The 22,406-nt window shown below is 49.4% G+C and carries 22 protein-coding genes and 1 pseudogene; all 23 read right to left on the reverse strand.

Going from position 1 to position 22,406, the window contains the following annotated elements; translation table 11 throughout:
* A pseudogene (locus tag ACEQ15_RS09340) lies at positions 1-519 on the reverse strand (ABC transporter permease); the annotation flags it as partial.
* A gap of 46 nt (positions 520-565) precedes the next feature.
* Positions 566-1,693 (reverse strand): DegT/DnrJ/EryC1/StrS family aminotransferase, encoded by a 1,128-nt coding sequence (locus ACEQ15_RS09345; protein ID WP_370278877.1) that lies wholly within the window; start codon positions 1,691-1,693, stop codon positions 566-568.
* A 12-nt stretch (positions 1,694-1,705) separates the two neighbouring features.
* Positions 1,706-2,254: a dTDP-4-dehydrorhamnose 3,5-epimerase gene (gene rfbC, locus ACEQ15_RS09350; protein ID WP_370278878.1), complete on the reverse strand. Its 549-nt coding sequence runs from the start codon at positions 2,252-2,254 to the stop codon at positions 1,706-1,708.
* Positions 2,251-3,117 carry a glucose-1-phosphate thymidylyltransferase RfbA gene (rfbA, locus tag ACEQ15_RS09355; RefSeq protein ID WP_370278879.1) on the reverse strand — a complete coding sequence of 289 codons (867 nt, stop codon included), beginning with the start codon at positions 3,115-3,117 and terminating at the stop codon, positions 2,251-2,253. Before rfbA ends, rfbC begins: the two co-directional genes overlap by 4 nt.
* Positions 3,117-4,181: a dTDP-glucose 4,6-dehydratase gene (gene rfbB / locus ACEQ15_RS09360; protein ID WP_370278880.1), complete on the reverse strand. Its 1,065-nt coding sequence runs from the start codon at positions 4,179-4,181 to the stop codon at positions 3,117-3,119. Before rfbB ends, rfbA begins: the two co-directional genes overlap by 1 nt.
* A gap of 79 nt (positions 4,182-4,260) precedes the next feature.
* Positions 4,261-6,255 (reverse strand): polysaccharide biosynthesis protein, encoded by a 1,995-nt coding sequence (locus ACEQ15_RS09365; protein ID WP_370278882.1) that lies wholly within the window; start codon positions 6,253-6,255, stop codon positions 4,261-4,263.
* Between the two features lie 42 nt (positions 6,256-6,297).
* Positions 6,298-7,326, reverse strand: a complete 1,029-nt coding sequence (locus ACEQ15_RS09370) for a glycosyltransferase family 4 protein (protein WP_370278883.1) — start codon at positions 7,324-7,326, stop codon at positions 6,298-6,300.
* On the reverse strand, positions 7,316-8,266 hold the full coding sequence (locus ACEQ15_RS09375; RefSeq protein ID WP_370278886.1) for an NAD-dependent epimerase/dehydratase family protein: 951 nt from the start codon (positions 8,264-8,266) through the stop codon (positions 7,316-7,318). The genes ACEQ15_RS09370 and ACEQ15_RS09375 overlap by 11 nt, the downstream gene beginning before the upstream one ends.
* 38 nt (positions 8,267-8,304) lie before the next feature.
* Complete coding sequence (gene tviB, locus ACEQ15_RS09380) at positions 8,305-9,579, reverse strand: Vi polysaccharide biosynthesis UDP-N-acetylglucosamine C-6 dehydrogenase TviB (protein ID WP_370278888.1); 1,275 nt, start codon at positions 9,577-9,579, stop codon at positions 8,305-8,307.
* A 74-nt stretch (positions 9,580-9,653) separates the two neighbouring features.
* Positions 9,654-10,520: a deoxyribonuclease IV gene (gene nfo, locus ACEQ15_RS09385; RefSeq protein WP_370278889.1), complete on the reverse strand. Its 867-nt coding sequence runs from the start codon at positions 10,518-10,520 to the stop codon at positions 9,654-9,656.
* A gap of 38 nt (positions 10,521-10,558) precedes the next feature.
* A complete protein-coding gene (locus tag ACEQ15_RS09390; RefSeq protein ID WP_370278890.1) occupies positions 10,559-10,966 on the reverse strand; it encodes a DUF86 domain-containing protein in 408 nt (135 codons plus the stop codon).
* On the reverse strand, positions 10,963-11,364 hold the full coding sequence (locus ACEQ15_RS09395) for a nucleotidyltransferase domain-containing protein (protein ID WP_370278892.1): 402 nt from the start codon (positions 11,362-11,364) through the stop codon (positions 10,963-10,965). The genes ACEQ15_RS09390 and ACEQ15_RS09395 overlap by 4 nt, the downstream gene beginning before the upstream one ends.
* Before the next feature lie 166 nt (positions 11,365-11,530).
* Positions 11,531-11,713 (reverse strand): hypothetical protein, encoded by a 183-nt coding sequence (locus ACEQ15_RS09400; RefSeq protein WP_370278893.1) that lies wholly within the window; start codon positions 11,711-11,713, stop codon positions 11,531-11,533.
* 293 nt (positions 11,714-12,006) lie between these two features.
* Entirely contained in the window at positions 12,007-13,740 is a 1,734-nt protein-coding gene (gene recJ, locus ACEQ15_RS09405) for a single-stranded-DNA-specific exonuclease RecJ (protein WP_370278894.1), read from the reverse strand.
* The gene (locus tag ACEQ15_RS09410; protein ID WP_370278895.1) at positions 13,737-14,531 is read right to left on the reverse strand and encodes a YdcF family protein; all 795 of its coding nucleotides are present in this window, start codon (positions 14,529-14,531) and stop codon (positions 13,737-13,739) included. Before ACEQ15_RS09410 ends, recJ begins: the two co-directional genes overlap by 4 nt.
* Before the next feature lie 49 nt (positions 14,532-14,580).
* A complete protein-coding gene (gene thrC / locus ACEQ15_RS09415) occupies positions 14,581-15,975 on the reverse strand; it encodes a threonine synthase (protein ID WP_370278896.1) in 1,395 nt (464 codons plus the stop codon).
* A gap of 12 nt (positions 15,976-15,987) precedes the next feature.
* Positions 15,988-17,289, reverse strand: a complete 1,302-nt coding sequence (locus ACEQ15_RS09420; RefSeq protein ID WP_370278897.1) for a homoserine dehydrogenase — start codon at positions 17,287-17,289, stop codon at positions 15,988-15,990.
* 160 nt (positions 17,290-17,449) lie between these two features.
* On the reverse strand, positions 17,450-18,184 hold the full coding sequence (locus ACEQ15_RS09425; RefSeq protein WP_370278898.1) for a DsbC family protein: 735 nt from the start codon (positions 18,182-18,184) through the stop codon (positions 17,450-17,452).
* A gap of 59 nt (positions 18,185-18,243) precedes the next feature.
* A complete protein-coding gene (gene xerD, locus ACEQ15_RS09430) occupies positions 18,244-19,164 on the reverse strand; it encodes a site-specific tyrosine recombinase XerD (RefSeq protein ID WP_370278899.1) in 921 nt (306 codons plus the stop codon).
* A gap of 27 nt (positions 19,165-19,191) precedes the next feature.
* Positions 19,192-20,574: a hypothetical protein gene (locus ACEQ15_RS09435; RefSeq protein WP_370278900.1), complete on the reverse strand. Its 1,383-nt coding sequence runs from the start codon at positions 20,572-20,574 to the stop codon at positions 19,192-19,194.
* Positions 20,575-20,722: 148 nt separating this feature from the next.
* On the reverse strand, positions 20,723-21,079 hold the full coding sequence (gene rplS, locus ACEQ15_RS09440) for a 50S ribosomal protein L19 (protein ID WP_282350342.1): 357 nt from the start codon (positions 21,077-21,079) through the stop codon (positions 20,723-20,725).
* Between the two features lie 17 nt (positions 21,080-21,096).
* Positions 21,097-21,849, reverse strand: coding sequence for a tRNA (guanosine(37)-N1)-methyltransferase TrmD (gene trmD, locus ACEQ15_RS09445; protein WP_370278901.1), 753 nt, complete (start codon positions 21,847-21,849; stop codon positions 21,097-21,099).
* Positions 21,850-21,852: 3 nt separating this feature from the next.
* A complete protein-coding gene (gene rimM, locus ACEQ15_RS09450) occupies positions 21,853-22,386 on the reverse strand; it encodes a ribosome maturation factor RimM (RefSeq protein WP_370278902.1) in 534 nt (177 codons plus the stop codon).
* Positions 22,387-22,406: the final 20 nt, after the last annotated feature.

Consider the following 22,406-nt stretch of genomic DNA (forward strand, 5'->3'; position numbering starts at 1 on the left):
ATCTCTATATTTAGCACCCACTAGCCCGCAAAAAACAGAAACAAAAAAGCCTGTAACCAGCAAAAGCACCAATCCAGGCAATATATAAACCGGGTTAACCAGCTTCATCCCACCAAAAGTAAACACAACCATCACTGCCACCGCCAAGCCAATAGCTAAACGGATAACATTACTGCTCACACTCCTCATTATATATACCGTAATAGGCATATTTACTTGTTTTATATAGCCCTGAGAAACCACTAAAGCGCTACTACCTTCAACAAAGCATGAGGCTACAAAGCCCCATACTGCGAATCCTGTAGCAATAAACGGTATAAACTCTATCGGATCCAACCCAAAAACAGCAGCCCATATTAGGCCAGCTCCGAAAGCGAAACATAGCTGATTTACCACCAACCATAGAGACCCCACTTTGGACCGCCTAAACTGGCTATTTATGTCTTGTTTACTGAGATACCACCAGATATCTTTTTTCGCTTTCAGGTCTGCAAATGTGTTCTGTATGTAGTCAATCATAGCCTTTGAAATTGAAGGTGCAGGCCTATGCCTACACCTTCATCAATCACCCTTTTAAAAATTCCTTCACTAAGCAGGAAACTTTATCAACCTCATTCTTTGAAAGCCCGACATGCATCGGCAACGAGATTATTTCATTGCTCGCCTTGACAGAGTTCTTACATTGACCGCAATCTTTATACATTTCGTATTCGGAATTGTCAGTATAATGAACACCCGGATAGACACCCTTTTCGTTAAGAAAAACCAATAGTCCATCCCGTCGTTCCAAACGTAACTGCAATAAATGTGTCGATGACTCACATCCTTCAGCCACAGGGACGATTTCGATCCCTTCGACGCCATTTAGTTCGTCACGGTACCATTTAGAGATCTGACGTCGGTATGAGTTATCATTATCTAGATACTTGAGTGACACCAGTGCAAGACCTGCCATAATCGAGTTACCGTGATACTTGAATCCTAAATCTTCGACATCATACTTCCACTTATACGCGCCTTGTGCTGCTGTTCTCGCATATGTATCTTTATTGATGCCAAGCCAGGTCAATTTACGGGCTAGTTCATCGTCTGACTGTTCTTTAAAACAAATCATTCCCGAATCAGCTGTTGGCATATTTTTCACGGCCTGGAAGCTAAACACCGTAACATCTGCGTTATATCCGATGTGCTTTCCACGATATCTTGTACCAGCCATATGTGCTGCATCCAACACCAAAGCGATACCTTTCTCTTTACAGATTTGAGCAACTTTATCCAGCTGGCCAGTATTCCCCCCCAAACCAACAAATACTACTGCCCTAGTACGTGTAGTGATTTTATCTAGAATTGCTTCCGGATCCAGGCACAAATACTTATCGACATCCGCAAAAACAGGTGTTAAACCAGCATATTTAATTGCATGGTTAGTAGATACAAATGTCAAGGATGTAGATATAACCTCATCACCGTCCTGCCAACCATGTTTTCTTTTAAGCACTTCGAACGCCAAATGCAGGCCTGCTGTCGCTGAGCTAAGAAAATGCGCGTGAGGCAAGCCTGTGTACTCCTTCCAGCGGTCTTCAATTTCGACCGTTTTGAAGCCCATCCCAGTCCACCCTTTTTCAAGGCACTCTTTAACTTGCGCCAAGCATTCATCAACCCTAAACTTTGGAACAAAAAGCTGTGTAGTCATCAATTTTAAACCTTACTCAAATACTTCTGACTTATTAAAAAACAATCCATTTTTATCTTTTTCAGATAAAGTGTATTCAACATCAATTTCCGGCCAATTAATTTTTAACTCCGGATCATTCCAAAGGATTGTTCTTTCATATTCTGGTGAGTAGTAATCTGTAGTTTTATAAAGAAACTCCACATTGGACTCAAGGGTTAAAAACCCATGAGCGAATCCTTCAGGAATCCATAGCTGTCTCTTATTTTTAGCGGATAGCTCGAACCCTACCCAATCACCATACGTCACCGAGCCCTTTCTCAAATCTACTGCGACATCGAAAACAGAACCACATGTCACGCGCACAAGCTTTCCTTGTGTATTTTTAATTTGATAATGAAGCCCCCTTAAAACCCCCATTGACGATTTAGAGTGGTTATCTTGTACAAACTCAACTTCTCTACCCACCGCAGCGTTAAATGCTCTTTTGTTGAAACTCTCCATAAAAAAGCCACGGTCATCTTCGTAGACTGTAGGTTCAATTACAAATACTCCTTCGAGTTTAGTTTGAACGACTTTCATTTCTTCACCAAACTATTTAGGTAGCGCCCGTACTCGTTCTTCATCATATCGCGCGACATTTTTAGAAGCTCCTGCTCGCTAAGCCAGCCATTTCGCCATGCAATTTCCTCAATACAGGCGACTTTCAATCCTTGAACATGCTCAATAGTCTGCACAAAAGACGAGGCTTCATGCAGACTTTCGTGGGTACCCGTATCCAGCCAAGCAAAACCACGCCCAAGAAGCTCTACATTGAGTAATCCTTCATCTAAATACATCTGATTGATTGATGTTATTTCAAGCTCACCACGCTCGGATGGTTCTACTTTCTTAGCAAACTCAACAACACGCTCATCATAAAAGTAAAGCCCGGTAACTGCATAATCCGACTTAGGAACCTTGGGTTTCTCAATAATAGAAACCACCTTCATCGCGTCATCAAATTCAACGACCCCGAACCGTTCCGGATCCCTAACTTGATATCCGAAAACTGTCGCCCCACTTTCACGAGCCACTGAATTTTTTAGTGTTTTAGAGAATGACTGACCATAAAATATATTATCGCCAAGGACTAAACAGCACTTATCCCGACCGATAAAGCTTTCCCCTATAATGAAAGCTTGTGCCAACCCCTCTGGCTTTTCTTGAACAGCGTAGCTTAAATCAATACCATACTGCGCCCCAGTGCCCAATAATCGCTTAAAGCTTTCGCTATCTTCTGGAGTTGTGATAATCAATATTTCTCGTATACCTGCCAACATCAGAGTAGATAGTGGATAGTAAATCATCGGCTTGTCGTATACCGGCAACAATTGCTTTGATACCCCTCGAGTTATTGGATATAACCGAGTACCAGAGCCACCTGCTAAAATAATACCTTTCATCAGACACTTACTCCTAATCTCTCACCTTTATAAGATCCATCCCGAACCCGCTCCCACCACTCTTTGTTATTTAAATACCATTCAACAGTGGTTCGTATGCCTGATTCAAACGTTTCTTCCGGCGTCCAGCCAAGATCATTTCCAATTTTTGTAGCATCAATCGCATAACGCAAGTCATGGCCAGGTCGATCTTTTACATGCTCAATTAATTCAACGTATGAGCTTACACCCTTCGGTTTTTCCGGTACAAACTCCTCTAGGAGTTCGCAAATATACTTCACAACGTAGATATTTGTCTTCTCATTATGGCCACCGATATTATATGTCTCCCCAATTCCTCCTTGACTTACCACCTTATAAAGAGCTCTTGCATGATCCTCGACAAACAGCCAATCCCTCACCTGTAGACCATCGCCATACACTGGCAGAGGCTTACCTTCTAGAGCATTAATAATCATCAGCGGAATCAGTTTTTCAGGAAAATGATACGGCCCATAGTTATTCGAGCAATTCGTAATCAACGCTGGCAGTCCATATGTACGATGCCATGCCCTTACTAAATGGTCGCTTGCCGCTTTTGATGCGGAATAGGGGCTACTCGGAGAATATGCCGTACTCTCAGTAAACAGATCCTCTGTCCCTTCTAAATCCCCGTAAACCTCATCTGTCGAAACATGTAAAAATCGAAATTCTTCTCTTTCTTTTTCGCCAAGACCATTCCAATAATTCCTTGCTGCCTCTAACAGACTATAGGTCCCCAAAACATTTGATTGCATAAATTCTGACGGGCCATCTATAGAGCGATCCACATGACTTTCTGCCGCCAAATGCATTATCACATCAGGCCTTTTTTCCTCCAGTATTTTATCAAGCTCTTGACGATTACAAATATCTTGATGTACAAATTCGTACCGCGGACTGCCACTAACATCTATTAATGACTCTAGATTTCCGGCATACGTTAGCTTATCTACATTCACAACACTATCATTAGTATTATTAATAATATATCTAACAAGCGCAGAACCGATAAAACCTGCCCCACCAGTAACTAATATCTTCATAACACTCCCTCAAATACTTCCACTTATTTTTAAGCAACGCATTCTACACAGCTTAGAAGCCTAATAAATAACATTCCAATCACTCGGGTTTCCATAAAATATCTACCAAGTCGCATTGCGGACTGTAACCATCAACATACCTAATCAGATAATCTCTTATCCTTGGATAGTCAGCCGCAAAAATAAGCATTTCTAGCTCATTCAAGCGGTGCATTGATTCTTCCCAAGAGATACTATCCTCCATCACGCGATATATCATCGGATGTTGTGTGGTTTGAGATTTAGACCTGTCTACCAGCAGTTCTTCGTATAGTTTTTCGCCATTTCTTAATCCCGTAAAAACTATCTCGATATCGCCATCGCAGTCTTCACCATTTTTTACTTTATAGCCACTAAGATTCACCATTTTTTTTGCAAGCTCGACAATCTTGACCGGCTCTCCCATATCTAAATGGAACACATCCCCATTTTGTGATAACGCACCAGCTTGAATCACCAACTCAGCAGCTTCAGAAATTGTCATAAAGTAGCGAGTAATGCGAGGATCAGTCACGGTAACCGGCCCACCACTTTCAATCTGCTTTCGAAAAAGCGGAATTACCGATCCGGACGAGCCCAGAACGTTTCCAAAGCGCACAATTGATAGTTTTGTACTACATTTAGCTGATTTACCATTAGGCGGCTCACCATAAAAATTATCGACTCTGTCCTGGCCATAGAGCGACAACAAGAGCATCTCCGATAAACGCTTCGTAGCCCCCATTACGTTTGTAGGTCGCACCGCTTTATCCGTTGAAATAAGGACAAACTGCTCTGCATTACATTGTAGAGCTGCCTGGGCACAATAAAGGGTCCCGAGAACGTTGTTACGAAGCCCCTCTAATAAATTCTCTTCAACTATCGGCACATGTTTATATGCGGCTGCGTGATAAACAGTATGCACCCCATAACTTTTCATTATTTTCTTTAAGCGCCTACAATTTTGCACTGAACCCAAAACTGCAAGCACTTTAATTCCCAACAAGCTCCCATCATTAAGCGTTGATATTTTTTGTTCTATCTTATAAAGAGCGTACTCACTTACATCAAAAAGTATTAGAACTTTAGGCCGCTGCAACGCAGCTTGATGACAAATTTCTGAACCGATCGTACCACCCGCTCCAGTAACTAATACAACTTTTCCTTTCAAGTTTTTTTCTAATAACTCTGACTTGGATTCAATTTGCTCACGCCCTAATAAGTCAGCAACGTCCACCTCCCTAATATCTGAAACACTATAATATTTACTTGTCATTTGGGAAAGAGAGGGTAAGCTACGCACGTGCACAGGCAACGGCTCTAGTTTATCCACAACAACCTTACGCTGGATTGGGCTTAAACCAGGAAGCGCAAGAAAAATCTCACTAATTCCTAGTATATCTATTATTTCTTCTACCTGATCAGGTGAGTAAACCGGTAATCCCCCTATAACTTGTCGGGTTAACTGTGGATCACTATCGATAAAGGCGATTGCCTTAAAATCCCTACTTCGGTCAAGCGCCCCCACCAACTCAAAGCCTGCCGGGCCTGCGCCATAAATAGCTACACGTATACCGCCTTTTTGCCTTAGTGATGAAGATCGCCGTGGTCTAACAGCTATTTTTTGTAATATACCGGACAGCGACAGCAGGCGTCGTACTCCATAACGACTGCCGCCGATAAAAAGGAGAGACAGCATCCAAAAATTAATTACTACCGATCTTGGTACCAAATCTTCTGGTTGCTTCAACCAGAAAATAAGCAACGTAATTACCAGTGTTGAAATCGTTACTGATTTCAGCACTGTAATAAGTGCATCTTGACCAATGTAGCGCAGAATTGCGCGATAAAGCCCGAAGCGAATAAAAATTAGGACAGAGATGACAGGAGCAATGAGGAACAGCCAAGCAGTTTGCCCAAACGGATCAACCCACTCTCCAAGCCGGAGATAGAATGCTGCCCACATCGAAAAGAAAACAGCAACGAGATCGAAGGATACGCAGGCAACGCGCTTTTGCCAGCGTTTTGCATGTATAAGCCTATCAACTAAAACCATTCTTTACATCCATGACAGAATTACCAAGTAGCGGACAGCAAATTACACGCTGGGCATACCTGCCTTGTAATGCCAGCACAGATAGATGACCGGCGCCCATCCAAGCAGAGCGATTATAACACCAATCGCCGGATACAGGATTGAAAGATATGCAAGTGGAAGAAACCATAGAACATTAACGCCCCCCACAAAGATGGTGACCGGTTTATGCCCCCTCCACGCCCTGGACAATATCTGATACAGATGACTTCGATGCGGTTGAGACCAACGCTGCCCACTGTACAGGCGCACCATCAAAGTCCATGTTGCGTCCACAATGAACAACGACATCAATATTAACCAAGCCCATATGTTAGCAACACCTTGGGATGACGAAGCCAGAGCCAGCATGCCTATCAGTATCCCTAAGAATCCGCTTGCAGCATCTCCCATAAAGATCTTGGCTGGCGGCCAATTCAACAGAAGAAATCCCACCACCGAAGCTGACAGCAACAGCATTAAGGCCACCCATCCCCACGCACCCACAGACCCCAACAGTACAGCTGCGCCAAGATAGACAGTAATTGCCTGAATTCCAGCAATACCGTCTATGCCATCCATAAAGTTGTAAAGGTTCGTCATCCAAACCAGCCCAATAATAGCTAAAGGCAGTAATAGAGGCTGAAATTCCCATTCATAGCCTAATAAGCTAATTGATAAAGGTGCCGGCAGTAACATAACTCCTAGCGTCGCTGCGCCCAGGTGAACAATAAAACGCTTAGCTGCTGATACGGACCGCAGATCGTCCCATAGGCCGATCAGTGCAACAATTGCCCCGGCAACTATAATCGCGGGTATGCTCTCGCTGATAATCATCTCCCATGCTGCAATTGCAAGCACTGCAAGACTGCAAACAACAATGGACACGCCACCACCTCTTGGGGTTGGTATCGTATGAGAGCTACGGTGGTTGGGGTGATCGAGGATGTCCCTTTGAATAGCGATACGACGGTATGCACACGTAATCAGATAGGAGAGCCCCACAACGATAAGAAATGCCATCGCAACTGCGAAAGGACTGTTAATCATCATTTACCTTAACTTCACGCAGGGACATATCCGAAAACAAGCCCGGGACCGGCTCCCAGTTCAACAACCGCGATGCCTTCTGTGAGCTGACCTCCAGATTGGATAACAATTTCTCCCCCATGGAGCGTTTACCGATACAGCATAAAGCCATACGAAGAAGGCAGACTGGCAGCGGCATCAAACGAACTTTGCGTTGCCTCTGCCGCCCGATACCGCGCAGAATCTCCTTCAAGCTCACTACTTCTGCGTCAGAAGCATTAAGCACTTCCCCTGCAGCCTTGGGATGACTCACACAAATGGAAATCAGACTGACCAGATTATCAAGGGATACCAAGCTGCGCCGATTAGTAACACACCCGAAAGGTAGAGGCAATTGCAGGTCAATTAGCTTCCCTAATGAAGCAAGGTTTCCTTTGGCCTCCTTACCGTAGACCAATGGTGGGCGGATAATTACAACCTCTATCACTCCTTGCGTAGCCAGCTCCAAAAGTTGCTTCTCAGCCTCAAGTTTTGTTTCAGCATAGGAGCCGACTGGATTAGGATGACTCTCCTCCGTCCATTGCTCACCATTCTCCGTAGTTTCGCCATACACCTTTGCCGTGCTTACAAACACCAGTCTTTTGACACCAGCCTTTGCAGCTGCCTTAGCAAGGCGAACGGTCTGTTCTACATTGACCGCCCAATAGGATGCTGCGACGTCTTCATCTTGCTCATGCATCTGATGAACACGCGCAGCCATATGAACAACAACGTCTACATTTTGAAGGTTATCGATCAATGCCTGGTCTGATAGTTCAGCCCAGCGCACTATGCGATTGCTGAATCGGCGTACCGGCGGTGTCTCACGACGTATCAAAGCTGTTACGGCATGCCCATGATCAACCAGCTTGGGAAGCAGTCCCCCACCAACGAACCCCGTAGCTCCGGTTACCGCCACTTCCATCAACCTTACATCTCCCTTCTAAGACTCGAGTGCAGCTGTCACAGGCGTAAATCTGACTGCTGCGTCGTCAATACGTACTTCAAGTCATAAATCACCCTCGATGGGCGACAAAGCTTTTGTATCTCCTCCCCGCCCATGTCTCGAAACTCAGAATGCGCAACCGCCAGAATAACGCCGTCATACTGCCCCTGCTCCAGAGACGACAAAACCGAAATCCCATATTCGCGCTCGCTTTCTTCATTTGAAACCCACGGATCATAAACATCGACCTTTGCACCGTAGATACCAAGTTCAGAAATGATATCCACCACCTTCGTGTTGCGAAGGTCGGGGCAGTTTTCCTTGAAGGCCAAACCGAGAATTAGGATTCGTGAACCATTCACATGTATCCTTTTTTTCATCATAGCCTTGACCATTTCACCAGCTACGTAGGCTCCCATTCCGCTATTAATGCGGCGCCCAGCCAGTATTACGTCCGGAAAATAGCCCACTGACTGGGATTTATGCGTGAGATAATAGGGATCAACGCCAATGCAGTGTCCACCTACCAGGCCCGGTCGGTATGGAAGAAAGTTCCATTTGGTTCCCGCTGCTACGAGTACTTCTTCCGTATCGATACCCAACTTGTTGAAGATAATCGCTAACTCATTCACCAACGCAATATTAAGGTCACGCTGCGTGTTCTCAATCACTTTGGCCGCCTCAGCAACCTTTATTGAGCTTGCTTTGTGGGTACCTGCGGTAATGATTGATTTGTAAAGTGAATCAACAAAGTCAGCCACCTCTGTTGTAGATCCGGAGGTCACCTTGAGGATATTGGTAACCCTGTGCTCTTTATCACCCGGGTTAATCCTTTCCGGGCTATAACCGCAATAAAAGTCTCTATTGAACGTCAAACCGGAACAGCGTTCGAGAACCGGAACACAATCCTCTTCTGTAGCACCTGGGTAAACCGTGGACTCATAAATCACCACATCACCTTTGGACAACACTTGTCCAATAGTTTCTGATGCTTTTATGAGTGGAGTCAGATCAGGCTGCTTGTTTTCCGTAATTGGTGTTGGAACAGTCACTACATAAACATTACAGTTCTGTAAATCTTCAAGATTATGGCTATATGTAAGCTGATCTGCCTCTACGAGCTCTTCATCACTTACTTCAAGCGTACTGTCATGTCCAGATCGCAGCTCACTCAAACGATCTTGATTAATATCAAAACCAAGTGTCGAGTATTGTTTGCCAAACTCAACAGCTAGCGGCAGACCCACATAGCCTAATCCAATAATGCCGATTTTTACTTTCTCAAGTGACAAAGTCATACAATTCCTACTGCTCACGCAGCTCCTGGCTATACGTTCCAGCGGTTCTACTAATTAGCTTTTGACGTTTACGCGCTACAGTCGTTGGTATTTAACAACCTTAGGCTCTGGATTTCTTCCATCCAGATACCTTCATCAATGGTTTCAAGTACCAAAGGTACACCACGAAAACGATCATCTTTCATTATAAATCTAAACACGTCCCAGCCAAGTTCACCCTGCCCAAGACTATGATGACGGTCAATTCGAGAGTTAAGCGCACCTTTAGAATCATTCAGGTGCATGCCATAAAGGAAGGAAAAGCCAACAATCCGTTCAAATTCGGCGAAGGTGTGGGCGCACGCTTCCGTGGTACGCAGGTCATAACCGGCGGCGAAAGTATGACAGGTATCGAGGCAAACCCCAACCCGGGATTTGTCTTCTACTTGATCAATGATTTCAGCGAGTTGTTCAAAGGAATGACCAAGATTACTCCCCTGACCAGCAGTGTTCTCAATAACAGCTATCACACCTTCCATCTGATCCAACGCCCAGTTGATAGACTCAGCAATCCTACTCAGACATTCGCTCACGGAGATCTTGCGCAGATGACTCCCCGGGTGGAAATTCAGATACTTCAGCCCCAACTGTTCACAACGCTGCATCTCATCCAGAAATGCATTGCGAGACTTCTCCAATGCTTCTTTTTCCGGATGCCCTAGATTGATCAGATAGGAATCATGCGGCAGGATCTGATCGGGACCAAACCCTAAACGCTCACAGTTTTCCCTAAACGCATCAATGCTTTTAGCGCTTAGAGGCTTTGCCTCCCAACGGCGCTGATTCTTGGTGAACAGCGCAAAGGCATTGGCGCCGATCTTGGCGGCATTGAGCGGGGCGTTTTCCACACCGCCAGCGGCGCTTACATGAGCGCCGATGTAATAGGGCTTGGTCATCGTGAAAAGTTACTGCTCAACGATCGAACAAATTCAAATTAACTGCTTTTTGTCAGCACGCACTGTGTGAACTGAAGCAAACTGTCCAAGTTCCGCTCGATCACCGCTTGAATGATCTTAATCTTCACCTGCTGGTACTCATGCACGACTACATTGCGGAAACCCACCATCTTTTCCAACGCCTCAGAGAGCGAGGTTGGATACCAGCCGGCTTGAGCCAGCAGCGTGAAGCTTTCTCGGCTACTGTTTGGCAGGCCGAGTTGATGCTCCCGCACGAGGTAGTTGGCGAGATCGATCGACTGCTCGCACGCGCGAATAATGTTTAGGACAGCTGCATCCTGCCGTGTGTAGTCATTCAGGAAGTCGTCTGTTGCCCGATATTCCTCGCGTGCGCGCTTAACACAACGCTCTATGCTCGCCGCTTTATTTAAAATAACGTCATTCACGATGCGTACACTCGGCCTGTTTCAATGATACGGCTGATGATTCCAGCCCGCTCGTCATTAAGTTTTTGGTAGAGCGATAGGACCAGCGCTTCGAATTCTGTCACCCGCTCAGGATCAGCTACGTAGAGCGGTCTCCCTTTCCAGATGATCTCTTTCTGGAACACCGTGGATACCTCGCGCAGGTTAATCAGGTCAACTGGACATTTTGCCGTTGAGGCTAGCTCATACTGCAATGCCAACCAGTGATCATCATCGCATGAGAAAGCCCTGGGTAGCAGCACAGCAATATCCAGGTCACTATCCGGGCGCTGAGCCGCCGTTCCCCATGAGCCGAATATGTACGCGGCTTGTAAACTGGGGAGCTGGGCTTTCAGAAGCTTTTTGACCTGTTCTATCATTGCTGTATCCGTTAGCTGTTCGTGAGCTTTTCGCTCAGGTAGACATTATATATACCAGCGCTGGCAAGTAGCAGCGCGAGATTTCAAATCAGGTCGTCGCGGTCGGAGACCGCTGCTACACTTCGTTATTGATTCTATTGTAGGGCACAGCTGATAATCCAGCTTGTTACAGCTTACATGCACCACCAAGGCAGTCATCAAAGTCCATGCTCTCTAACTCCTGACGTTCCGCATGGGCTTGCTGAACACGTGCCAGCAACTCACCCTCTTCACCCATACTTTCCTCGATGCCTGCTTTTTTAAATACAGCCAGCAGAGTTTCCAGTTCATTCAGGGTCAGGTCTTTCATTTGTACTTTTTTCCTTAATTAATTAGACGGCGAAACCCGCCGAATAAAGTTGCGGCCTGTGATCTAAAGGCTATTAAAGCCCTCTGTTTCAGGAACCAGAGCCTGTAGGCACCATCGCTCGATCCTGGTTACAAACTCCTTTATAGGTTGTAGCTGGCCATCGCGAAGCGGTGCCCAACACGTTAGGCATCGCTTTGCGATGACTAACCTACAGAGGAGTTAATATACGCCGCACGTGTTCTTATCGCGGTCGGCACCCAATGGGCATAAAGGCCCGCAGCTACAGACCATTATTAAACGGGCAGCAGCCGATCAACCATCAGTTGTACGTTGCGCTGCCCTCTAAATTCATTTACATCAAGCCGATAGACTGCGCGCACACGGGCGACGCTGTCATTTGGCCATTGCTCCAGATCTGCGTTGAAGTGTATAGCATCAACGGCCAATCCTGACGCGGGGTCCATCAACACCATTTTCAGATGCTTCTGTCCTACTATACTTTGCTGCAAGAGAGCGAACTCTCCATCAAAAAGCGGTTCGGGAAATTGATGTCCCCAGGGACCTGCTTCTCGCAGCATCTCAGCCATCTCGATAGAGATCTCACCGGCGCTCAATTCACCATCGGTTAGCACCGTTTCCTGCAGATCTGCCTCGGAGAGTTGCCGACGCACTTCCTGATCAAATGCATCGGCAAATTGCCGGTAATCTTCAGCCTTAAGCGTCAGGCCAGCCGCCATTGCGTGGCCACCAAACTTACTGAGCAAGCCTGGATTGGCTGCAGCAATTGCATCCAGACCGTCACGCACATGGAAGCCAGCAATCGATCGGGCAGACCCTTTAATCTCGCCTTCATCACCTGGTGCAAACGCAATCACCGGTCGATGCATACGCTCTTTGATTCGCGAGGCGAGGATACCGATCACACCCTGATGCCAGGTTTCGTCATACAGACAGACCCCATAAGGCATCGATTGGGAATCAAACTGCAGCCCACCGAGTAGATCCAACGCCTGGTGTTGCATCTCCTCCTCGATACCACGTCTTTCACGGTTCAGTTGATCCAGCGTGCCGGCTAGCTGCCGAGCCTGATCAGCATCATCAGTGATCAGGCATTCAATGCCAATTGAGATATCTTCAAGTCGGCCTGCTGCATTCAATCGGGGCGCGACAGCAAACCCAAGGTCTGACGCCACCAGCTTGTGGCGTTGGCGCCCAGCCACCTCCAACAATGCCAAAATACCCGGGCGGGCACGCCCTGCTCTGATTCGCTGTAAGCCCTGATGCACAAGGATGCGATTGTTCTGCTCGAGCGGCACAACATCTGCCACCGTTCCCAGCGCAACGAGATCTAGTAACTCCGCAAGATTGGGCGGTGTAATCCGCTGCTGTTCAAACCAGCCACTCTGCTGCAACGCTCTGCGTAGTGCGATCATCACGTAGAAGATCACCCCTACCCCACAGGTCGACTTAGCCGCGAATCCACACTCCGGCTGATTGGGATTCACGATGGCACAAGCTTCCGGTAGTTCACTTCCCGGCAAATGGTGATCGGTCACGATCACGTCAATACCATGCTCTGCGGCCCGCTTCACACCGGAGATGCTGGAGATGCCGTTATCCACGGTGATCAGCAATTGCGGTTGCCGCTCCAGCGCCACATCGACAATTTCAGGGCTCAGTCCGTATCCGTAATCGAATCGGTTGGGTACCAGGTAATCCACGTGGTGCAACCCCATCTGACGCAGGGCCAGGAGCGCCACTGAGGTGCTGGTTGCCCCGTCGCAGTCAAAATCCCCAACGATAAGCACCCGCTCCTGCATCCGTACTGCCTTCACCAGTCGCTCGACAGCAGCATCAACGCCACGCATCTCGCCATCCGGCAGCAGCGCTTTGAGATTCCTTCCTAGATCATTGAGATCGTGCAATCCGCGGCTGGCATAGATACGTGCCAATACCGGATTGACCTGATTAAATAACGGCAGGTTTGTCGAGGGAGTATTACGCTGGCAGATTGTCAGCTGTTTCATTGTGGATTCGCCTCCACTTCCGGTAACAGCTGATCGGTCTTGCCTGTCAGGTAGTACGCCAGAAGGCCGATCCACTCCCTGACCGCTGTTGATAGGTCTCGCATATTACGCCAAAACTGTATTGCAAAATTGTTACCGGACGCCCGGTAGTCCACCGCGTAGGGCACTACATCCCACCCCTGCTTCCGGAAGATACCCACAGAGCGCGGCATATGAAATGCCGAAGTTACCAACAACCACTGCCCTGAATTCTTATCCACAAGCTCACCGGTATAAACGGCATTCTCAAAGGTATTGCGCGCCTGTCGCTCAACGATCAGGCGATCCCTTAAGCCGATCTGATCGGCCCACTGCGCCACCACATCCGCACCACGATATTGTTGATAGAGCACCGAGCTACTGCCACCTGTAATCACTACTGGGACGTCCAGATAAATCTCGGCAACCATCGGAAGCGTCATGACACGCTCAGCAGCAGAGTTCATATGCGGCTGCTTGTACATTGCCGACAAAGCAGCCTCTTCCGCACCACCCAGGATGATAATGCCCGCGACCTGTTTCGGAAGCTCCGCCTGTGGGACACGCTGCTCCAGAGGCTTCAAGAGAAGGTTACCAACCGGAAAGACTGCGACAATCAGTAACAGCATGACCGACACCAGGCTCAACCAAAGCCCGAAACGCTTCCCGGCCCAGACCAGCAACAGTCCAATCAGAATCAGCAGCAATAGCAAGTGATCAGGACTTGCAAGCGCCCAGAATACCTTGGATACATAGAAAAACAGATCCTGCATATACAAAAAAGGCCCGGCAGATGCGGGCCTTTGCGGATTCCTTTAATCCTTAGTTCTTGTGAACATGTCCCGCTATGTACTGCTGTACAGTCTGCAGGTCATTCGCCAGAACTTCAACGCGCTCTTCACGCTCGAACAGGTCAATCATGTGTGGTGGCAGCTGTGGAGATTCCAGACCCGCTTTAACAACTGGCTCAGGGAACTTCACCGGGTGCGCAGTTGCCAGCGTCACCATCGGTACAGACTTGTCCTTCCAGCATTCGCGCGCAGCCTTCACACCGATCGCAGTGTGTGGATCCAACAGGTAGCTGGTTTCAGCATATACCTGCTTGATCACGTCACACGTGGTCTCATCGTCTACCGCGTAGCTGTCAAACAGCTCACGCACCTGATCCCAGTTGCCGTCGCCAAGCTGAACAGACTCTGACTTGAAACGATCCATCAGGTCAGCGATCGCCGCACCGTCACGGCCGTACACGTCGAACAGCAGACGTTCGAAGTTGGAGGAAACCATGATATCCATGGATGGAGACATGGTGTGTACCAGCTCACCCTTGGACATATCGTTACCGGAGATCACACGGTGCAGGATGTCGTTGCGGTTGGTCGCTACTACCAGTTGCTGGATCGGCAGACCCATCTGCTTCGCCAGGTAGCCGGCAAAGATATCGCCGAAATTACCGGTTGGCACAGAGAAGGATACCGGACGGTGTGGACCACCCAGCGCCAGCGCAGCGGAGAAGTAGTACACGATCTGGGACATGATACGCGCCCAGTTGATCGAGTTCACCGCACCCAGCTTCATGCCTTTCAGGAATTCCTGGTTGGCGAAGCTGTCTTTCACCATCTGCTGACAGTCGTCGAAGTTGCCTTCCAGCGCGATATTGAAAACGTTGTCTTCCAGAATGGTGGTCATCTGGCGACGCTGCACTTCAGATACGCGGTTGTGTGGGTGCAGGATAAAGATATCCAGGTGATCGCTGTGGCGGCAGCCTTCGATCGCAGCAGAACCGGTATCACCGGAGGTCGCACCCATGATCACCAGACGCTCGTTGCGCTTGGTCAGAGCGTAGTCCATCAGACGGCCCAGCAGCTGCAGGGCGAAGTCTTTAAACGCCAGCGTCGGGCCGTGGAACAGCTCCAGAACCCACTCGTTGCTGCCCAGTTCTTTCAGCGGCGCAACCGCAGTGTGATTGAAACCCGCGTAGGTCTCGTCGATCATCTGTTTCAGATCATCGTCCGCGACGCAGTCGTCCACGAATGGCTTGATGACCTTGTATGCCAGCTCAGCGTAGGAGAGACCCGCCCAGGAGGCGATCTCTTCCTGAGAGAACTTCGGCAGCTCTTCAGGCACGTACAGACCACCGTCACTTGCCAAACCAGCCAGCAGGACCTCTTCAAAATTCAGCGCCGGAGCCTGTCCCCGGGTAGAGATATATTTCACGCTCAAGACTCCTTAGTCCGCCAGGTGTTCTACACGGATACGGGTAACAGCACCGCAGATAGCGTCCAGCGCTTCCATCTCTGCGATCGCTTCGTTCATCTTCTGTTCCTGCACACGCTGAGTCAGGATGATTACCGGCACCTGCTCTTCGTGGGTCTCTTTCTGGATGATCGCTTCGATGTTGATGCCTTTCTCACCCAGAATGCTGGTTACCTGAGCCAGTACACCCGGCTGTTCCAGCGCCTGCATGCGCAGGTAGTATGCAGTTTCGATCTCTTCTACCGGCAGTACCGGAGCGTCAGACAGCTCACTTGGCTGGAATGCCAGGTGAGGAACGCGGTTGTCACGGTCCGCAGTCAGGGTACGTACAACATCAACGATGTCTGCAACTACAGCGGAAGCAGTCGGCTCAGCACCGGCACCTGCACCGTAGTACATGGTCTGACCCACAGCATCACCGTCAACCAACACAGCGTTCATTACGCCGTTAACATTGGCCAGCAGCGCAGATTCCGGTACCAGTGTTGGGTGAACGCGCAGTTCAACACCACTCTCGGTACGACGGCTCACACCCAGGTGCTTGATGCGGTAGCCCAGTTCTTCAGCGTACTGCACATCTTCACGGGTAATCTTGCTGATACCTTCGGTGTACGCTTTTTCGAACTGCAGCGGAATACCAAACGCCAGAGAGGCCAGGATGGTCAGCTTGTGTGCCGCATCGATACCTTCGACGTCAAAAGTCGGATCCGCCTCGGCGTAACCCAGTGCCTGTGCTTCTGCCAGCACATCAGCGAAGTCACGGCCCTTGTCACGCATCTCGGTCAGGATGAAGTTACCGGTACCGTTGATGATGCCCGCCAGCCAGTTGATCTGGTTCGCAGACAGACCTTCACGGATCGCCTTGATGATCGGGATACCGCCAGCAACAGATGCTTCAAATGCCACCATCACGTTCTTACGCTGGGCTGCTTCAAAGATTTCATTACCGTGCACAGCGATCAGCGCCTTGTTGGCGGTCACTACGTGCTTGCCGTTTTCAATGGCAGTCAGAACCAGATCACGCGCTACGTCATAACCACCAATCAGCTCGACAACTACGTCGATCTCGGGATTCGTCGCAACTTCGAAAATATCCTGAGTAACCTGAACACCTTTGGTATCACAGTCTGGATTTGGACGGCGTGCGCCAACCTCTTCCACGATAATTCGACGACCCGCACGACGAGAAATCTCATCCGCATTACGCTTCAATACATTGAAGGTGCCGCCACCAACGGTTCCAAGACCACAGATACCTACTTTTACCGGTTTCAAAACTTAACCTCTCGCTGTGAAAAACTTCAGCACTGCACAAAAATTGAGCCGGGTATTATAGCGAAAACCCTGTTGCAGGACTATCGCCTATTGAAGGTTATGCCGCGCTAGGAGCAATAAAAAAGGGGCATAAAATGCCCCTTTTTTGGTCAATTACGACTTAATTTAGCTTCAGTGCACGCGCCAACTGGGCTGCAGGCAGATAACCCGGCATCAGTGTACCGTCTTCAAATACCAATGCCGGCGTTCCAGTAACACCCACGGATTGACCCATCACCATCTGCTGAGCAACTGGAGAATCACAGCTTTTCGGTTCAACCTGCTGGCCAGATTTCGCCTTGGTCATCATGGCGTTACGCTGATCCGGTGCAGCACACCAGATAGACTCCATCACGTTGTAGGTACGAGACCCCACACCTGCACGCGGGAAAGCCAGGTAATTCACCTGAATACCCATCTTGTTCAGGGTCGGCACCTCTTTATGCAGCTTACGGCAGTAACCGCAGTCCACATCCGTAAACACCGTAACGGTTGCCTTACGTGTTCCTTCTGCCGGGAACACAATCATATCTTTCTCTTCAACTTTGGCGATCTGATCAAGACGCTGCTGCTTACGCTTACCTTCAGTCAGGTTCACAAAGCCTTCCTGATCAGAAAGGCGGAACAACTGACCCAGCATAAAGTACTCACCTTTGGCATCGGAGTAGAGCAGCTCACCGGTGTTCAGCTCAACCGCGTACATCCCTTCCATCTCTGCCGGCTCGATCGCCACTACGCTCAGACGTGCATCAATCTTTTTCAGACTCTGCTTGATCACATCCTCGGCGGTAGGCGCCGCATTTGCCCAACTGCTCATTCCTAAGACAACCAGACCTACTGCCCATAATTTACGCATCGTTTTCCCCATAATATTCACGTCTGATAATGCCTAAGATACGGAACAGGCGATAAAGTTCAGCCGCGCGGATGATGTTTACTGTGCAGCGACTGTAAACGATGCTGTGCGACATGTGTATAGATTTGTGTTGTGGACAGATCGCTATGGCCCAGCAACATCTGTACAACACGCAGGTCAGCGCCATGATTCAGCAGATGGGTGGCAAAAGCATGCCTTAACACATGGGGGGATAAAGGCTTGTCGATACCCGCCACAACCGCATAGCGTTTGATCCGGTGCCAGAATGTCTGTCGCGTCATCTGCTGACCCCGGCGACTGGGAAACAGCACTTCATTGGTTGTATCACTGATCAACTGGGGCCGACCATCGCGGATATATTGCAGCACCCAGCCAATCGCCTCCTCACCCAGAGGTACCAGACGCTCTTTGCTGCCCTTACCCATTACCCGAATCACACCTTGACGCAGATTCACCTGCGAACTCTGCAGGGTAACCAGCTCGGTTACACGTAATCCGGTCGCGTAAAGCAACTCCAGCATAGCCCGATCCCGCAACTCTACCGGGTCACCAATATCGGGCGCCTGCAACAGGCTTTCCACATCACTTTCAGTCAGGGTTTTCGGCAGCGAGCGCCCTTTTTTAGGGCTTTCGATGAGAAGTGTCGGGTCGGTATCGATCAGCTTTTCGCGCACCAGATAGCGATAAAAACCGCGCAATGACGAGAGCAGCCGCGCAGTGGAGGACGCCTTAACACGCTCCGCAAAGCGCCAGGCGAGATGACGCTGCAGTTCCTCTTTGCCAGCACCTATAAGGCGATGACCACGGGTCTGCAACCAACCCGCATACTGCATGAGATCACGCCGGTAGGACGCCAGCGTGTTTTCGCTCAAACCACGCTCCATCCAGACAGCATCAAGATACTGCTCGATCAGGCGAACCTCGGATTCAGCAACCACCGCTTGTGAGGAGGATGACATAACAACTACTCAGACCAGCCCAAAAACTCAGCGATACACCTCAAGCTCCGCCACCTTATCTCGGGCAATACTGTAGGTTGCAACACCGCGCTGCATACGCTGCTCGATCATAACCTGGTGGCGATTTATCTCCAGGATCCGCCCCTCGATACGACGCCCAAAATAGGTCACCATACGGACCGGTTTACCCACGTGCTGTGCCATATCGGATAACGGCGTAGCGCGATACCCCTTCACAGGAGGTGTGACTGGCGTCTGATACGCCTGAGCTTTTGCGACCTGCGGAACAGCAGTCGCCTTCTCAGCAACTACCTCCGGTTCAATCGGTTCCGTACGCTCAATCTGCGGCTCTATCAACACCTGCGCCTCAGGCTCAGGTTCTGGCACCGCAACAGCGACCATTGCCTCTTGCAAAAACTCACCAATTTGTGGCGCTGTTATCTGCTGCCCATTGATGTTCAGTGATGGATTCAACAGCTCAATAAAGGCCTCCGGCGAATCCAACCCCGCCATATCAAACTGACCAACAGGGTGCGCCGGTTGCAGCTTAAAACCCAGATTCGCGCCAGGTCTGTACATACCAACAACATGCTGCACAACCGTCTCCGGCGGCCGCAAACCTATTAGCTGCCCCAGCTGGATAAACTCCTCACCCAAGGCCGCATCGAACTGCTCATCTTGCACGCCCGCCTGGGTAGCACAATACTCCCTGTACCGGCGGTTAAAGCCTTTATCTCGGGCATCCATCGATACCGATTGCAGGGCAGCAGCTCCCGACATCGCAGCCGCTGTCAGCGTACTGTCTGAAGCTTCAAACACCATCTGGAACGAGAAATCACTGAGCTGCTTCGCATCCACTTCCATATCAATCGTCATGCGCTGCGTACCAGGGTTAAACTGGTAGCCCATCGCCATATCCAGATTGATCATGCGATAGCCCATCGCCTGCATCAGCTCCGCCCCTTGCAACGAACTGCAGAAGCGCCCAAATGTATATGAGGGCTGTGGCTGGGCCTGCAGCGCTAAAGCCGTCCACTGCTGCATCATCGGTCCGTCCAGATGAAACAACATACCGTCTAGACGCAGGGACAATCCCTCCGGCCAAGGCTCATGTTGCAGATTGCCATCCAGGCGCATCATCTGCGACCAGTCCTGCGACTTCAGCACCACCTCTTCAATCCGCATCTGGTCGCCCACGCCCATCGGCGCTACACGCAGGTCCCGCAACGCCACTTCGGTCCCGATCAAATCGATACGTACGCCGTCGTAACTGATCTCCATAAACGGCGAGGCCTGCGCCACCGCACGGTCCGCTGAATCAGTTACGCGCCACCAGAGATAACCATAGAAACCCGCCACAGCGAAAACAGGCAACAGCAGGATAAAGAGAAGAAGAGAGATCCGTTTCAAAATCGCTTTCCGGGCAGTTCAGGATTGGAATGGACACACTATAGGCAACGATACCCGAATTTGCCATCGCGCCCGCCTGAGCATAATCAACAGGCACAAAAAAAGCGGCATAAAAGCCGCTTTTTTATTTGCAGTATTAAACAGATGCTTAGTTAAGCTTCTCTTTAATACGTGCAGACTTACCGCTACGCTCACGCAGGTAGTACAGCTTAGCTTTGCGCACGTCACCGCGACGCTTAACAGCGATACTGTCTACAGTAGTGCTGTAAGTCTGGAAAGTACGCTCCACACCTACACCGTGAGAGATTTTACGTACAGTGAATGCAGAGTTTACGCCGCGGTTACGCTTACCGATAACTACGCCTTCAAACGCCTGCAGACGGGTACGGGAACCCTCTACTACTTTTACCTGTACAACAACGGTGTCACCCGGGCCAAATTCTGGCACTTCTTTGGTTTTCTGTTCAGCTTCAATCTGCTGAATAATCAGGTTCTTGCTGCTCATGGCTCGCTCCTAAATATTCAACCGTCGGACCCTTGGGTCTCCCGGATAAAATCTTTTAACAATGCCTGCTGTTCTTTGGTCAACTCTTGAGAGTCCAGCAGCTCCGGACGCCGTTTCCAGGTTCGTCCCAGTTGCTGTTTCAGACGCCAGCGTCTGATCTCCTCATGGTTGCCGCCCAGCAGCACCTCAGGCACCTGCATTCCGTCAAACTGTTCCGGTCTCGTGTAGTGCGGACAATCCAGCAACCCATCAGCAAATGAATCCTCGACAGCCGAGTCCTGATGCCCCAACACTCCGGGCACCAGCCGAGAAACCGCGTCGATCATGGTCATGGCGGGCAATTCACCGCCACTGAGAACAAAGTCTCCCAGCGACCACTCCTCGTCGATCTCGGTCTCAATCAGACGCTCATCAATACCTTCATAGCGTCCGGCTACCAGAATTAACTTCTTACGAGTTGCTAATTCCTGCACCCCGTCATGGTCTAGTCGGCGTCCCTGAGGTGACAGATAGATCACTTTCACCTCATCATCCCCCGCTGCTGCTTTAGCAGCGTGGATCGCGTCCCGCAGCGGCTGAACTTTCATCAGCATGCCGGGGCCACCGCCGTACGGCCGATCGTCTACAGTACGGTGCTTGTCATGCGTAAAATCACGCGGATTCCAGCACTCGACCTCGATCGAACCATTTCGTACCGCCCTTCCAGTGACACCAAAGCGAGAAATCGCTTCAAACATCTCCGGGAACAGCGTCACTACGCCAAACCACACGGTTTAGAACTCCGGATCCCAGTCGACCCGAATAGTACCTGTTTCCAAGTCAATTTCTTTGATCACCCGATCAGGCAGGTAAGGTATCAAGCGTTCGTTACGATCAATACTCTCAGCGTTGCCTTTAACCACCAGCACATCGTTTGCGCCGGTTTCCATCAGATGACTCACCTTACCCAGCAATGCGCCGGACTCGGTGTATACCTTCAGGTTTTCCAGCTGACTCCAGTAGAACTCGCCCGCTTCCAGATCAGGAAGACGTTCGGTTTCAACCGCGATCTCAATCCCGTTATACGTACGGGCAATCTCGCGATCATCTACTCCAGCCAACTTTGCAATCAGGCCCTTACCATGCTGCTTGCCGGCTTCCACCTCTACAGGTTTCCACTCGCCTTTGATTTTCAGCAGCCACGGTGAGTAGGTCAGTATGTTTTCCAGCGGATCGGTGTAAGAGTAAATCTTCACCCATCCTTTAACACCGTAGACAGAGGAGATACGCCCCAGGACTGTTTTGTCGTCCAAGTTGTTTCCACTCATCTAGATGACCCGACCTGATC

The sequence above is a fragment of the Pontibacterium sp. genome, assembly GCF_964228735.1.
Lineage (GTDB): Bacteria > Pseudomonadota > Gammaproteobacteria > Pseudomonadales > Balneatricaceae > Pontibacterium.